The 15816-nt window shown below is 58.8% G+C and carries 12 protein-coding genes, 1 tRNA gene and 1 pseudogene; all 14 read left to right on the forward strand.

The genetic code is table 11. The annotated features are described in order from the left end of the window. Window positions 1–218 (forward strand): annotated as a pseudogene (tuf, locus tag INS93_RS24265) (elongation factor Tu); the annotation flags it as partial. A 53-nt stretch (window positions 219–271) separates the two neighbouring features. Beyond that, window positions 272–347: transfer RNA gene (locus INS93_RS24270), tRNA-Trp, on the forward strand. A gap of 42 nt (window positions 348–389) precedes the next feature. Further along, complete coding sequence (gene secE, locus INS93_RS24275; RefSeq protein ID WP_160016970.1) at window positions 390–758, forward strand: preprotein translocase subunit SecE; 369 nt, start codon at window positions 390–392, stop codon at window positions 756–758. A 9-nt stretch (window positions 759–767) separates the two neighbouring features. After that, on the forward strand, window positions 768–1301 hold the full coding sequence (gene nusG, locus INS93_RS24280) for a transcription termination/antitermination protein NusG (RefSeq protein WP_004373446.1): 534 nt from the start codon (window positions 768–770) through the stop codon (window positions 1299–1301). 119 nt (window positions 1302–1420) lie between these two features. Further along, the gene (gene rplK, locus INS93_RS24285; RefSeq protein WP_021488823.1) at window positions 1421–1852 is read left to right on the forward strand and encodes a 50S ribosomal protein L11; all 432 of its coding nucleotides are present in this window, start codon (window positions 1421–1423) and stop codon (window positions 1850–1852) included. Next, window positions 1852–2547, forward strand: a complete 696-nt coding sequence (gene rplA, locus INS93_RS24290; RefSeq protein ID WP_017675626.1) for a 50S ribosomal protein L1 — start codon at window positions 1852–1854, stop codon at window positions 2545–2547. Before rplK ends, rplA begins: the two co-directional genes overlap by 1 nt. Before the next feature lie 211 nt (window positions 2548–2758). Then, window positions 2759–3259, forward strand: a complete 501-nt coding sequence (gene rplJ / locus INS93_RS24295; protein ID WP_037001815.1) for a 50S ribosomal protein L10 — start codon at window positions 2759–2761, stop codon at window positions 3257–3259. An 80-nt stretch (window positions 3260–3339) separates the two neighbouring features. Continuing rightward, entirely contained in the window at window positions 3340–3708 is a 369-nt protein-coding gene (gene rplL, locus INS93_RS24300) for a 50S ribosomal protein L7/L12 (protein WP_037001817.1), read from the forward strand. Window positions 3709–3928: 220 nt separating this feature from the next. Next, window positions 3929–8002 (forward strand): DNA-directed RNA polymerase subunit beta, encoded by a 4074-nt coding sequence (rpoB, locus tag INS93_RS24305; protein ID WP_160016971.1) that lies wholly within the window; start codon window positions 3929–3931, stop codon window positions 8000–8002. A 63-nt stretch (window positions 8003–8065) separates the two neighbouring features. Next, complete coding sequence (rpoC, locus tag INS93_RS24310) at window positions 8066–12265, forward strand: DNA-directed RNA polymerase subunit beta' (RefSeq protein WP_160016972.1); 4200 nt, start codon at window positions 8066–8068, stop codon at window positions 12263–12265. Between the two features lie 146 nt (window positions 12266–12411). Next, window positions 12412–12783 (forward strand): 30S ribosomal protein S12, encoded by a 372-nt coding sequence (rpsL, locus tag INS93_RS24315; protein WP_003463319.1) that lies wholly within the window; start codon window positions 12412–12414, stop codon window positions 12781–12783. Between the two features lie 103 nt (window positions 12784–12886). Continuing rightward, entirely contained in the window at window positions 12887–13357 is a 471-nt protein-coding gene (gene rpsG / locus INS93_RS24320) for a 30S ribosomal protein S7 (RefSeq protein WP_003246741.1), read from the forward strand. Between the two features lie 30 nt (window positions 13358–13387). Continuing rightward, window positions 13388–15535: an elongation factor G gene (fusA, locus tag INS93_RS24325; protein ID WP_192985823.1), complete on the forward strand. Its 2148-nt coding sequence runs from the start codon at window positions 13388–13390 to the stop codon at window positions 15533–15535. A 30-nt stretch (window positions 15536–15565) separates the two neighbouring features. Next, the coding region (locus INS93_RS24330) for a GTP-binding protein (protein ID WP_264294434.1) at window positions 15566–15816 on the forward strand (251 nt) is incomplete at its 3' end.

The raw sequence follows: 15816 nt of genomic DNA on the forward strand, positions 1-15816 counted from the left end.
TCTTCAAGGGCTACCGTCCTCAGTTCTACTTCCGTACCACTGACGTGACCGGTTCGTGCGAACTGCCGGAAGGCGTTGAGATGGTAATGCCGGGCGACAACATCAAAATGGTTGTCACCCTGATCAAGCCGATCGCCATGGAAGATGGCTTGCGTTTCGCGATTCGCGAAGGCGGCCGTACCGTTGGTGCTGGCGTGGTTGCCAAGATCGTCGAGTAATCGGTTGATCTGTTCCTCTCAGGCCGGCATAATGGTCGGCCTGATTTTGTTTTAGGTCAGTAGCTCAATTGGCAGAGCGGCGGTCTCCAAAACCGCAGGTTGGGGGTTCGATTCCCTCCTGACCTGCCATTTTCTAACGAATCTGGCGTGTCTTTCACAGGATCCTCTCGAATGAATGTTAAGGCTGAAGCCAAAGACTCTCGCTTTGATCTGGTCAAGTGGCTGGTTGTCGCTGCCCTGGTTGTTGTGGGTGTTGTGGGTAATCAGTACTTCTCTGCTGAGCCGGTTCTGTATCGCGTTCTGGGTTTGGTTGCGTTGGGTGCTGGTGCTGCTTTCGTGGCGTTTCAGACTGCTCGTGGTCAGGCGTTCGCGGTGCTGCTGAAAGAGGCGCGCGTCGAGATTCGTAAAGTCGTTTGGCCGACCCGCCAGGAAACCATGCAAACCACTTTGATCGTGGTTGCAGTGGTCCTGGTGATGGCGCTGCTGCTGTGGGGTCTCGATTCCCTGCTCGGTTGGCTTGTTTCCCTGATTGTTGGTTAAGGGTGTCTCGTGGCTAAGCGTTGGTACGTCGTGCATGCTTACTCGGGTTACGAGAAGCATGTGATGCGCTCGCTCATCGAGCGCGTGAAACTGGCTGGTATGGAAGATGACTTTGGCGAGATTCTCGTTCCCACCGAAGAGGTGGTCGAGATGCGCAATGGTCAGAAGCGCAAGAGTGAGCGCAAGTTCTTCCCTGGCTATGTTTTGGTGCAGATGGAAATGAACGAGGCGACTTGGCACTTGATCAAGGATACGCCGCGCGTCATGGGTTTCATTGGTGGTACGGCCGACAAGCCGGCGCCTATCACTGAGAAAGAAGCCGAAGCCATTCTGCGTCGTGTCGCCGATAGCGGTGACAAGCCCAAGCCGAAGACTCTGTTCGAGCCGGGCGAGATGGTGCGAGTTGTCGATGGCCCATTCGCCGATTTCGGCGGCGTGGTCGAAGAAGTGAATTACGAAAAGAGCCGCATCCAGGTTGCTGTGACCATCTTCGGTCGCTCCACCCCGGTCGAGCTGGAGTTCAGTCAGGTCGAGAAGGCATAACTGACATAAGCATCCCTCACCCCGCAGCCTTAGGCTGCGGGGTTTTGTCGTCACTGGGATAAATGCGTAAGTAACCTCGGGGAGCCGTCAGGCGTTCGAACCCGAAATTGGAGTAGCTAATGGCTAAGAAGATTCAGGCTTATATCAAGCTGCAGGTTAAAGCCGGTCAGGCAAACCCGTCGCCACCCGTCGGTCCCGCTCTGGGTCAGCACGGCGTGAACATCATGGAATTCTGCAAGGCGTTCAACGCCAAGACTCAGGGCATGGAACCTGGTCTGCCGACCCCTGTGATCATCACCGTTTACAGCGACCGCAGCTTTACCTTTGAAACCAAGAGCACCCCGGCATCGGTGCTGCTGAAGAAGGCTGCAGGCCTGTCCAGCGGTTCCGCTCGTCCGAACACCGTCAAAGTAGGCACCGTTACCCGTGCTCAGCTGGAAGAGATCGCCAAGACCAAGCAGGCTGATCTGACTGCCGCTGACCTGGATGCGGCCGTGCGCACCATCGCCGGCTCCGCTCGTAGCATGGGCCTGAACGTGGAGGGTGTGTAATGGCTAAGTTGACCAAACGCCAAAAGGCCATCGCGGCCAAGGTTGAAGCCGGCAAGGCCTACACCTTCGAAGAAGCTGCCGGCCTGCTGGCCGAGCTGTCTGCCGTCAAGTTCACCGAGTCCTTCGACGTCGCTGTGAACCTGGGCGTAGATCCGCGTAAATCCGACCAGGTCGTACGTGGCGCCACCGTGCTGCCGAACGGCACTGGCAAGACCGTACGCGTTGCCGTGTTCACCCAGGGTCCGGGCGCTGAAGCTGCTCTGGCTGCCGGTGCCGACAAGGTTGGTATGGACGATCTGGCTGCCGAAATGAAGGCAGGCGATCTGAACTACGACGTGGTCATCGCTTCCCCGGACGCCATGCGCGTCGTTGGCCAGCTGGGTCAGGTACTGGGCCCGCGCGGTCTGATGCCGAACCCGAAAGTCGGCACCGTTACTCCGGACGTCGCTACCGCTGTCAAGAACGCCAAGGCTGGTCAGGTACGTTTCCGTACCGACAAGAACGGCATCATCCACACCTCCGTTGGCAAGGTCGGCTTCGAAGCCGCTGCGCTGAAGCAGAACGTGGAAGCCCTGCTGTCCGACCTGAAGCGTCTGAAGCCGTCGACCTCGAAAGGCATCTACGTCAAGCGCGTGACCCTGAGCACCACCATGGGTCCGGGTCTGATCATCGATCAGGCTTCGCTCGACGCGTAAGTGATTGGGCCGGTAGCCTTGAGCTGCCGGCTTTGAAAAATTGGGGTCCCTGCCTGGCGGGGGCTATCCAAGACCGTAGGTGACTCGCGTTTTAAATGTCAGGTTCGCCTGATGGCCTACGCAGATGGTGCTCCCGATTCGTTACCGAATCAGACACCAAAACGCCGCCGAACTCCGGTTCGGCGATACGGTAAAAACCAGGAGTAAACCCGTGGCAATTAAACTCGAAGACAAGAAGGCCATCGTCGCTGAAGTCAACGAGGCTGCCAAAGCCGGTCTGTCCGCTGTCGTGGCTGATGCCCGTGGCGTGACTGTCGGCGCAATGACCGGACTCCGTAAAGAGGCCCGCGAAGCTGGTGTGTACGTGAAAGTCGTGCGTAACACCCTGCTCAAGCGCGCCGTTGAAGGCACTCAGTTCGACGTGCTCAACGACGTGTTCAAAGGCCCGACCCTGATCGCATTCTCCAACGAACACCCGGGCGCTGCTGCTCGTCTGTTCAAGGATTTTGCCAAGGGTCAGGACAAGTTCGAGATCAAGGCAGCTGCGTTCGAGGGCAAGTACCTCGCAGCAAACCAGATCGACGTACTGGCAAGTCTGCCGACCCGCGACGAGGGCATCGCCCAGCTGATGAGCGTTATTCAAGGCGCCACCAGCAAACTCGCTCGCACTCTGGCGGCCATTCGCGACCAGAAAGAAGCTGCTGCTGCCTGAGGCGGCGTGAGCTCTTTCGAAATCAAACGTTTAATTTGATGGTCGCGTAGGCCGTCACCCCAATACAGGAATTGATAGTCATGTCTCTGACTAACGAGCAAATCATCGAAGCAATCGGCCAGAAATCCGTTATGGAAATCGTTGAGCTGATCAAGGCGATGGAAGAAACCTTCGGCGTTACCGCTGCTGCTGCTGCCGCTGCAGGCCCGGCTGGTCCGGCTGCTGTTGTTGAAGAGCAAACCGAGTTCAACGTTGTTCTGGTTGAAGCCGGCGAGAAGAAAGTCAACGTGATCAAGGCAGTTCGCGAGCTGACCGGTCTGGGCCTGAAAGAAGCCAAGGAGAAGGTTGACACCGCTCCTCAGGTCGTCGCTGAAGGCGTTTCGAAAGAAGCTGCTGAAGACGCCAAGAAGAAGCTGGAAGAAGCTGGCGCTAAAGTCGAAGTCAAGTAATTTCGACTTTGCGTCTCCAGCCCAAGCGTTGAGCGAAAGGCTGATGGCTGGTGGCTTTTGCCACCGGCCTTTTTCCGTTCTAGGTTGGCTGTTCAATAGCCGACCTGGAGCCGAAAAGATCCCGCCCGAGAGGCGGTCGCAAACCGAGGGTTTGCACGATTTTCTGGTCACCGCCGCCGGCGCTGGCCAAACAAGCAGGTGACCAAGCTGGGGAACGCTGATGGCTTACTCATACACTGAGAAAAAACGTATCCGCAAGGACTTTAGCAAGTTGCCGGATGTCATGGATGTGCCTTACCTCCTGGCTATCCAGCTGGATTCGTACCGCGAATTCCTGCAGCAAGGGGTGAGCAAGGAACAATTCCGCGACATCGGCCTGCATGCGGCCTTCAAATCGGTATTCCCGATCATCAGCTACTCCGGCAATGCCGCTCTGGAGTACGTCGGCTATCGCCTGGGCGAGCCGGCGTTCGACGTCAAGGAGTGCGTCCTGCGTGGCGTGACCTTCGCCGTGCCGCTGCGCGTGAAAGTGCGCCTGATCATTTTCGACAAGGAATCGTCGAACAAAGCGATCAAGGACATCAAAGAGCAAGAAGTGTACATGGGCGAGATTCCGCTCATGACCGAGAACGGTACCTTCGTCATCAACGGTACCGAGCGCGTCATCGTGTCCCAGCTGCACCGTTCGCCGGGTGTGTTCTTCGACCACGATCGTGGCAAGACCCACAGCTCGGGCAAGCTGCTGTACTCCGCTCGCATCATCCCTTACCGCGGCTCCTGGCTGGACTTCGAGTTCGATCCGAAGGACGCGGTATTCGTGCGTATCGACCGTCGCCGCAAACTGCCGGCTTCCGTCCTGCTGCGCGCACTGGGTTACAGCACTGAAGAAGTGCTGGATGCCTTCTATGACACCAACGTCTACCACGTGAAGGGCGAGAGCCTGAACCTGGAGCTGGTTCCACAGCGTCTGCGCGGCGAAATCGCCGTCCTCGACATCAAGGACGGCAGTGGCAAGGTGATCGTGGAGCAGGGCCGTCGTATCACGGCTCGCCACATCAACCAGCTGGACAAGGCTGGTATCAAGGAGCTGGAAGTTCCGCTCGACTACGTCATTGGCCGTACCACTGCCAAGGCGATCGTGCACCCGGCTACCGGCGAGATCATCGCCGAGTGCAATACCGAGCTGACCGCCGACCTGCTGGTCAAGATGTCCAAGGCTCAAGTGGTTCGCTTCGAGACCCTGTACACCAACGACATCGATTGTGGTCCGTTCATCAGCGACACGCTGAAGATCGACAGCACTACCAATCAGTTGGAAGCGCTGGTCGAGATCTACCGCATGATGCGTCCCGGCGAGCCGCCAACCAAGGATGCTGCCGAGACCCTGTTCAACAACCTGTTCTTCAGCGCCGAGCGTTACGACCTGTCTGCCGTTGGCCGCATGAAGTTCAACCGTCGTATCGGTCGTACCGAGATCGAAGGTTCGGGCGTGCTGAGCAAGGAAGATATCGTTGCCGTGCTGAAGACCCTGGTCGACATCCGTAACGGCAAGGGCATCGTCGACGACATCGACCACCTGGGTAACCGTCGCGTACGTTGCGTCGGCGAGATGGCCGAGAACCAGTTCCGCGTTGGCCTGGTGCGTGTAGAGCGCGCGGTCAAGGAACGTCTGTCGATGGCCGAAAGCGAAGGCCTGATGCCGCAAGACCTGATCAACGCCAAGCCGGTTGCGGCGGCGGTGAAGGAGTTCTTCGGTTCCAGCCAGCTCTCGCAGTTCATGGACCAGAACAACCCGCTGTCCGAGATCACCCACAAGCGCCGCGTCTCCGCACTCGGCCCAGGTGGTCTGACCCGTGAGCGTGCAGGCTTCGAAGTCCGCGACGTACACCCGACCCACTACGGTCGCGTGTGCCCGATCGAAACGCCGGAAGGTCCGAACATCGGTCTGATCAACTCGCTGGCTGCCTACGCCCGCACCAACCAGTACGGCTTCCTGGAGAGCCCGTACCGCGTGGTCAAGGAAGGCAAGGTCACCGACGAGATCGTATTCCTGTCCGCCATCGAAGAGGCCGACCACGTTATCGCCCAGGCGTCTGCGACCCTGAACGACAAGGGTCAGCTGATCGACGAACTGGTAGCCGTACGTCACCTCAACGAATTCACCGTCAAGGCGCCGGAAGACGTCACCCTGATGGACGTTTCGCCGAAGCAGGTGGTTTCCGTCGCTGCCTCGCTGATTCCGTTCCTCGAGCACGACGACGCCAACCGCGCACTCATGGGTTCGAACATGCAGCGTCAGGCTGTACCGACTCTGCGTGCCGACAAGCCGCTGGTAGGTACCGGCATGGAGCGCAACGTCGCCCGTGACTCCGGCGTCTGCGTCGTGGCCCGTCGTGGTGGTGTGATCGACTCCGTCGACGCTAGCCGTATCGTGGTTCGCGTCAACGATGACGAAGTCGAAACTGGCGAAGCCGGTGTCGACATCTACAACCTGACCAAATACACCCGCTCCAACCAGAACACCTGCATCAACCAGCGTCCGCTGGTGAGCAAAGGTGACAAGGTTGCGCGTAGCGACATCATGGCTGACGGCCCGTCCACCGACATGGGTGAACTGGCGCTGGGTCAGAACATGCGTGTTGCGTTCATGCCGTGGAACGGCTTCAACTTCGAAGACTCCATCTGCCTGTCCGAGCGCGTGGTCCAGGAAGACCGCTTCACCACCATCCACATTCAGGAACTGACCTGTGTGGCGCGTGACACCAAGCTCGGCCCAGAGGAAATCTCCTCTGACATCCCGAACGTGGGTGAAGCAGCTCTGAACAAGCTGGACGAAGCCGGTATCGTCTACGTCGGCGCCGAAGTCGGCCCAGGTGACATCCTGGTCGGTAAGGTCACCCCGAAAGGCGAGACTCAGCTGACGCCGGAAGAGAAGCTGCTGCGTGCGATCTTCGGTGAGAAGGCGTCTGACGTTAAGGACACCTCCCTGCGTGTGCCGACTGGCACCAAGGGTACCGTCATCGACGTTCAGGTCTTCACCCGTGACGGCGTGGAGCGCGACTCGCGCGCCCTGTCCATCGAGAAGATGCAGCTGGACGAGATCCGCAAGGACCTGAACGAAGAGTTCCGCATCGTCGAAGGCGCGACCTTCGAGCGTCTGCGTTCCGCTCTGGTTGGCGCTATCGCCGAAGGCGGCGCTGGTCTGAAGAAAGGCACCGCGATCACCGACGAGTTCCTCGACGGTCTCGAGCGTGGCCAGTGGTTCAAACTGCGCATGGCCGACGACGCCCTGAACGAGCAGCTGGAGAAGGCTCAGGCCTACATCTCCGACCGCCGTCAGATGCTCGACGACAAGTTCGAAGACAAGAAGCGCAAGCTGCAGCAGGGCGATGACCTGGCTCCGGGCGTACTGAAGATCGTCAAGGTCTACCTGGCCATCCGCCGTCGCATCCAGCCGGGTGACAAGATGGCCGGTCGTCACGGTAACAAGGGTGTCGTCTCGGTGATCATGCCGGTCGAAGACATGCCGCACGACGCCAACGGTACGCCGGTCGACATCGTACTGAACCCGCTGGGCGTTCCGTCGCGTATGAACGTCGGTCAGATTCTCGAAACCCACCTGGGCCTCGCGGCCAAGGGCTTGGGTGAGAAGATCAACCGCATGCTCGAAGAGCAGCGCAAGATCGCCGAACTGCGCAAGTTCCTCGCTGAGATCTACAACGAGATCGGTGGCCGTCAGGAAAACCTCGACGAGTTCTCCGATACCGAGATTCTCGAGCTGGCGAAGAACCTCAAAGGCGGTGTACCGATGGCGACTGCCGTGTTCGACGGCGCTAAGGAAACCGAGATCAAGGCCATGCTGAAGCTGGCTGATCTGCCGGAGAGCGGCCAGATGCGCCTGTTCGATGGTCGTACCGGTAACCAGTTCGAGCGTCCGACCACCGTCGGCTACATGTACATGCTCAAACTGAACCACCTGGTGGACGACAAGATGCACGCCCGTTCCACTGGTTCCTACAGCCTGGTTACCCAGCAGCCGCTGGGTGGTAAGGCGCAGTTCGGTGGTCAGCGTTTCGGGGAGATGGAGGTCTGGGCACTGGAAGCCTATGGCGCCGCCTACACCCTGCAGGAAATGCTGACCGTGAAGTCGGACGACGTGAACGGCCGTACCAAGATGTACAAGAACATCGTGGATGGCGATCACCGTATGGAGCCGGGCATGCCCGAGTCCTTCAACGTACTGATCAAAGAGATCCGTTCGCTCGGTATCGATATCGATCTGGAAACCGAATAACACGACGTGAATCGGCAGCGGGGCTAACCCAGCTCGCTGCCCGCTCCGCCAGGAGGAAAGGCCTTGAAAGACCTACTGAATTTGCTGAAAAACCAGGGTCAGATCGAAGAGTTCGACGCCATCCGTATCGGATTGGCCTCGCCTGAGATGATCCGTTCGTGGTCGTTCGGTGAAGTTAAAAAGCCGGAAACCATCAACTACCGTACCTTCAAACCAGAGCGCGATGGCCTGTTCTGCGCCAAGATCTTTGGCCCGGTCAAGGACTACGAGTGCCTGTGCGGCAAGTACAAGCGCCTCAAGCACCGCGGTGTGATCTGCGAGAAGTGCGGCGTTGAAGTGGCCCTGGCCAAGGTTCGTCGTGAGCGCATGGCGCACATCGAACTGGCCTCGCCGGTCGCCCACATCTGGTTCCTGAAATCGCTGCCGTCCCGTATCGGCCTGCTGATGGACATGACCCTGCGCGATATCGAGCGCGTGCTCTATTTCGAGAGCTACGTCGTGATCGATCCGGGCATGACCACCCTCGAGAAGGGCCAGCTGCTGAACGACGAGCAGTACTTCGAAGCCCTCGAAGAGTTCGGTGACGACTTCGACGCGCGTATGGGCGCCGAGGCCGTTCGCGAGCTGCTGCACGCTATCGACCTGGATCACGAGATCGGCCGCCTGCGTGAAGAGATTCCGCAGACCAACTCCGAGACCAAGATCAAGAAGCTGTCCAAGCGCTTGAAGCTGATGGAAGCCTTCAAGGACTCCGGCAACCTGCCTGAGTGGATGGTACTGACCGTTCTGCCGGTTCTGCCGCCGGATCTGCGTCCGCTGGTACCGCTGGACGGTGGCCGCTTCGCGACTTCCGATCTGAACGATCTGTATCGCCGCGTGATCAACCGTAACAACCGTCTCAAGCGCCTGCTCGACCTGTCGGCGCCGGACATTATCGTGCGCAACGAAAAGCGCATGCTGCAGGAAGCCGTCGACGCCCTGCTCGACAACGGCCGTCGCGGTCGCGCCATCACTGGCTCGAACAAGCGTCCGCTGAAGTCGCTGGCCGACATGATCAAGGGTAAGCAAGGTCGCTTCCGACAGAACCTGCTCGGTAAGCGCGTGGACTACTCCGGTCGTTCCGTAATTACCGTAGGCCCGACCCTGCGTCTGCACCAGTGCGGTCTGCCGAAGAAGATGGCCCTCGAACTTTTCAAGCCGTTCATTTTCGGCAAGCTGGAAATGCGTGGTCTGGCGACCACCATCAAGGCTGCCAAGAAGATGGTCGAGCGCGAGCTGCCGGAAGTGTGGGACGTTCTCGCTGAAGTGATTCGTGAACACCCCGTACTGCTCAACCGTGCGCCGACCCTGCACCGTCTGGGCATCCAGGCGTTCGAGCCGGTACTGATCGAAGGTAAGGCTATCCAGCTGCACCCGCTGGTCTGTGCCGCGTACAACGCCGACTTCGACGGTGACCAGATGGCCGTTCACGTGCCGCTGACGCTGGAAGCCCAGCTCGAAGCGCGTGCGCTGATGATGTCGACCAACAACATCCTGTCGCCTGCCAACGGTGAGCCAATCATCGTGCCGTCGCAGGACGTTGTACTGGGTCTGTACTACATGACCCGTGAAGCCGTGAACGCCAAAGGCGAAGGTCGTGTATTCGCCGACCTGCAGGAAGTCGACCGCGTATTCCGCGCCGGCGAAGCCTCCCTGCACGCCCGTGTGAAAGTGCGTATCAACGAGGTCATCAAAGACCGCGACGGCAGCATCACCAAGAACACCCGCATCGTCGACACCACTGTCGGCCGCGCGCTGCTGTTCCAGATCGTACCGGCCGGCCTGTCTTACGACGTGGTCAACCAGTCGATGAAGAAGAAGGCGATCTCCAAGCTGATCAACCAGTGCTACCGCACCGTTGGTCTGAAGGACACCGTGATCTTCGCCGACCAGCTGATGTACACCGGTTTCGCTTACTCGACCATCTCCGGTGTGTCGATTGGCGTGAACGACTTCGTCATCCCGGACGAGAAGGCGCGCATCATCGACGCCGCCACCGAGGAAGTGAAGGAAATCGAATCGCAGTACGCCTCCGGCCTGGTTACCCAGGGCGAGAAGTACAACAAGGTGATCGACCTCTGGTCGAAGGCCAACGATGAAGTGTCCAAGGCGATGATGTCCAACCTCTCGAAAGAGCCGGTTGTCGATCGCGAAGGCAAGACTGTCGAGCAGGAGTCCTTCAACTCCATGTACATGATGGCGGACTCCGGTGCGCGTGGTAGCGCCGCCCAGATCCGTCAGCTGGCCGGTATGCGTGGCCTGATGGCCAAGCCGGACGGCTCCATCATCGAGACGCCGATCACCGCGAACTTCCGCGAAGGTCTGTCGGTTCTGCAGTACTTCATCTCCACCCACGGTGCTCGTAAAGGTCTGGCGGATACCGCACTGAAGACCGCGAACTCCGGTTACCTGACTCGTCGTCTGGTCGACGTGGCGCAGGATCTGGTGGTAACCGAGATCGATTGTGGCACCGAGCACGGTCTGCTGATGACGCCGCACATCGAAGGCGGTGACGTCGTCGAGCCGCTGGGTGAGCGCGTACTGGGTCGAGTGATCGCCAAGGACGTGTTCAAGCCAGGCACCGAGGACGTCATCGTTCCGGCCGGTACTCTGATCGACGAGCAGTGGGTCGAGTTCATCGAGCTGAACAGCGTCGACGAAGTGGTCGTGCGTTCGCCGATCACCTGCGAAACCCGCTTCGGCATCTGCGCCAAGTGCTACGGTCGCGATCTGGCCCGTGGTCATCAGGTCAACATCGGTGAGGCGGTCGGCGTTATCGCTGCCCAGTCCATCGGTGAGCCGGGTACCCAGCTGACCATGCGTACCTTCCACATCGGTGGTGCTGCAAGCCGTACTTCGGCTGCCGACAGCGTCCAGGTGAAGAACGGTGGTGCGATCCGTCTGCACAACCTCAAGCACGTCGAGCGCGTGGACGGCAACCTGGTGGCGGTTTCCCGTTCCGGCGAGCTGGCTGTGGCTGACGAGTTCGGTCGTGAGCGCGAGCGCTACAAGCTGCCGTACGGTGCCGTGATTTCGGTGAAGGAAGGCGACAAGGTCGACGCTGGCGCCATCGTCGCCAAGTGGGACCCGCACACCCACCCGATCGTGACCGAAATGAAGGGTACCGTGACCTTCGTCGGCATGGAGGAGGGCATCACCATCAAGCGTCAGACCGACGAACTGACCGGTCTGACCAACATCGAGGTTCTCGATCCGAAGGATCGTCCGGCTGCTGGCAAGGACATTCGTCCGGCCATCAAGATGGTCGACGCCAACGGCAAGGAACTGCTGCTGCCGGGTACCGACGTTCCTGCTCAGTACTTCCTGCCAGCCAACGCCCTGGTCGGTGTGGCTGACGGTGCGCAGATCGCGGTCGGTGACGTTATCGCCCGTATCCCGCAAGAGACCTCGAAGACCCGCGACATCACCGGTGGTCTGCCGCGCGTTGCCGACCTGTTCGAAGCCCGTCGTCCGAAGGAAGCCTCGATCCTGGCGGAAATCAGCGGCACCATCTCGTTCGGTAAAGAGACCAAGGGCAAGCGCCGTCTGGTCATCACCCCGACCGATGGCAGCGATCCGTACGAGGAGCTGATTCCGAAGTGGCGTCACCTGAACGTCTTCGAAGGCGAACAAGTGAACCGCGGCGAAGTCATTTCCGACGGTCCGAGCGACCCGCACGACATCCTGCGTCTGCTGGGTGTCAGCGCGTTGGCCAAGTACATCGTCAATGAGATCCAGGACGTTTACCGTCTGCAGGGCGTGAAGATCAACGACAAGCACATCGAGACCATCCTGCGTCAGATGCTGCGTAAGGTTGAAGTCAGCGAGTCCGGCGATTCGTCCTTCATCAAGGGCGATCAGATGGAGCTCACCCAGGTTCTGGGCGAGAACGAGCGTCTGGCCGAAGAGGACAAGTTCGTCGCCAAGTACACCCGCGTGCTGCTGGGTATCACCAAGGCTTCGCTGTCTACCGAGTCGTTCATCTCGGCAGCGTCCTTCCAGGAAACCACTCGCGTCCTCACCGAGGCGGCGGTTACTGGCAAGCGCGACTACCTGCGTGGTCTGAAAGAGAACGTGGTCGTGGGTCGTCTGATCCCGGCCGGTACCGGTCTGGCCTATCACAGCGAGCGCAAGCGCAAGCGTGATGCAGACAAGCCGGTACGAGTCAGCGCCAGTGAGGTGGAAGCCGCACTGACCGAAGCGCTGAACTCCAGCGGAAATTGAGTCAAAGCCCCGCTGGTTCGCTAGCGGGGCTTTGCCTTGACTGGGGGTGTGAGTCTCTTTAGACTCATGCACCCCTAAATTTGGCAGGGCGCTGTGCTCTGCCATCTTTATTTGTGAGCGTCGAAAGACAACAGTGGAGCTAGTAGATGGCAACTATCAACCAGCTGGTACGTCAGCCGCGTAAGCGTATCGTCGAGAAATCCGACGTGCCTGCGCTGCAGAACTGCCCGCAGCGTCGTGGCGTGTGCACTCGCGTGTACACCACCACGCCGAAAAAACCTAACTCGGCACTGCGTAAAGTATGCCGCGTGCGTCTGACCAACGGTTTCGAGGTTTCCTCGTACATCGGTGGTGAAGGCCACAACCTGCAAGAGCACAGCGTCGTGCTGATCCGTGGCGGTCGTGTAAAAGACCTTCCGGGTGTGCGCTACCACACCGTGCGTGGTTCGCTGGATACCTCCGGCGTCAAAGACCGTAAGCAGGGTCGTTCCAAGTACGGTACCAAGCGTCCGAAATAAGGCCGCTTGAATCTTTATATTTAGTTGAGTCGATAAGAGTAAGGTCGGGCGCGGCTTTTGCCGAAAGTCCCGGGCTAACCTGAAGACCGTTTGAGGGCTTATCATGCCAAGACGTCGTGTAGCAGCAAAACGTGAGATTCTCGACGATCCGAAGTACGGATCGCAGATTCTCGCCAAGTTCATGAACCACGTGATGGAAAGCGGCAAGAAGGCCGTGGCCGAGCGCATCGTTTACGGTGCTCTGGACACAGTCAAAGCACGCAAGAACAGCGATCCCCTGGAGATCTTCGAGAAAGCTCTCGACGCCATCGCTCCGCTGGTCGAAGTCAAGTCCCGCCGTGTAGGCGGTGCTACCTACCAGGTTCCGGTCGAAGTTCGTCCGTCGCGTCGTAACGCTCTGGCAATGCGCTGGCTCGTAGACTACGCCCGCAAGCGCGGCGAGAAGTCCATGGCTCTGCGTTTGGCTGGTGAGCTGCTGGATGCTGCTGAAGGCAAAGGCGCTGCTGTCAAGAAGCGTGAAGACGTGCACCGTATGGCTGAGGCCAACAAGGCTTTCTCGCACTACCGCTTCTAATTCCGGCTCTACTAACCTTGCGAGGGCTTTATGGCTCGTAATACAGCAATTAACCGCTACCGTAATATTGGTATCTGTGCCCACGTTGACGCGGGCAAGACCACCACTACCGAGCGGATCCTGTTCTACACAGGTCTGAGCCACAAGATGGGCGAGGTGCATGATGGCGCCGCGACCACCGACTGGATGGTTCAGGAGCAGGAGCGTGGTATTACCATTACTTCTGCTGCTATCACCACCTTCTGGAAGGGTTCGGTTGGTCAGTACGACAACTACCGCGTAAACGTCATCGATACCCCCGGTCACGTTGACTTCACCATTGAAGTAGAGCGCTCGCTGCGCGTACTCGACGGTGCTGTCGTTGTGTTCTGCGGTACTTCGGGCGTTGAGCCGCAGTCCGAAACCGTATGGCGTCAGGCCAACAAGTACGGCGTTCCGCGTATCGTCTACGTGAACAAGATGGACCGTGCTGGTGCCAACTTCCTGCGCGTCGTTGGTCAGATCAAGAACCGTCTGGGTCACACCCCGGTACCGATTCAGATCGCCATCGGTTCAGAAGAGAACTTCGAAGGTCAGGTTGATCTGATCAAGATGAAGGCCATCTACTGGAACGAAGACGACAAGGGCACTACCTATCGTGAGGAAGAGATTCCTGCCGAGCTGGTAGAGCTGGCCAACGAGTGGCGCTCGAACATGGTCGAGGCTGCTGCCGAAGCTAACGAAGAGCTGATGAACAAGTACCTTGAAGAAGGTGACCTGTCCGTCGAAGAGATCAAGGCTGGTCTGCGCGCCCGTACTCTGGCGAGCGAGATCGTGCCGGCTGTCTGCGGCTCCTCGTTCAAGAACAAGGGCGTTCCCCTGGTTCTCGACGCCGTCATCGACTACCTGCCGGCTCCGACCGAGATCCCTGCGATCAAGGGTATTCACCCGGATCTGGCCGACAAGCCGAAAGAGGAAATCGCCGAAGGCGATTACGACGAGCGTCATGCCGACGACAACGAGCCGTTCTCGGCTCTGGCGTTCAAGATTGCTACCGACCCGTTCGTCGGTACACTGACCTTCGTGCGCGTCTACTCGGGCGTTCTGGAGTCTGGCCAGTCGGTCATCAACTCCGTGAAAGGCAAGAAAGAGCGCGTTGGTCGTATGGTGCAGATGCACGCCAACCAGCGTGAAGAGATCAAAGAAGTACGCGCTGGCGACATCGCTGCTCTGATCGGCATGAAGGATGTCACCACCGGTGAAACCCTGTGCGATCCGGACAAGCAGATCATCCTCGAGCGCATGGACTTCCCGGAGCCGGTGATTTCGGTAGCTGTAGAGCCGAAAACCAAGGCTGACCAGGAGAAGATGGGCATCGCACTGGGCAAGCTGGCTCAGGAAGACCCGTCGTTCCGCGTCAAGACTGACGAAGAAACCGGTCAGACCATCATCTCCGGTATGGGTGAGCTGCACCTGGACATCCTCGTTGACCGCATGAAGCGCGAATTCAACGTCGAGGCCAACATCGGCAAGCCGCAGGTTTCTTACCGTGAAACCATTACCAAGGACGCTGTCGAGATCGAAGGCAAGTTCGTTCGTCAGTCCGGTGGTCGCGGTCAGTTCGGTCACTGCTGGATTCGTTTCTCGACTCCAGACGTGGACGACAAGGGCAACATCACCGAAGGTCTGGTATTCACCAACGAAGTCGTAGGTGGTGTGGTTCCGAAGGAATACATCCCGGCGATCCAGAAGGGTATCGAAGAGCAGATGAAGAACGGCGTCGTTGCCGGCTATCCGCTGATCGGCCTGAAGGCTACCGTGTTCGATGGTTCCTACCACGACGTCGACTCCAACGAGATGGCGTTCAAGATCGCTGCCTCCATGGCGACCAAGCAGCTGGCCCAGAAGGGTGGCGGTAAGGTGCTTGAGCCGATCATGAAGGTAGAAGTGGTAACTCCTGAGGACTACATGGGTGACGTGATGGGTGACCTGAACCGTCGTCGTGGCCTGATCCAGGGTATGGAAGATTCGGTGTCCGGTAAGGTTATCCGTGCCGAAGTTCCGCTGGGCGAGATGTTTGGTTACGCTACCGACGTCCGTTCCATGTCCCAGGGTCGCGCTAGCTACTCCATGGAATTCTCCAAGTACGCAGAGGCTCCGGCGAACATCGTCGAAGCGCTGGTTAAAAAACAAGGCTAATCCCGCCCTTTAAGTAAGAGGTTTACTGTCGTGGCTAAGGAAAAATTCGAACGTAACAAACCGCACGTCAACGTCGGCACCATCGGTCACGTTGACCACGGTAAAACCACTCTGACCGCTGCTCTGACCCGTGTCTGCTCCGAAGTTTTCGGTTCGGCCAAGGTTGACTTCGACAAGATCGATAGCGCTCCGGAAGAGAAGGCTCGTGGTATCACCATCAACACTGCACACGTGGAGTACGATTCGTCCGTACGTCACTACGCGCACGTTGACTGCCCGGG

The sequence above is a fragment of the Pseudomonas sp. EggHat1 genome, assembly GCF_014892995.1.
Classification (GTDB): domain Bacteria; phylum Pseudomonadota; class Gammaproteobacteria; order Pseudomonadales; family Pseudomonadaceae; genus Aquipseudomonas; species Aquipseudomonas chaetocerotis.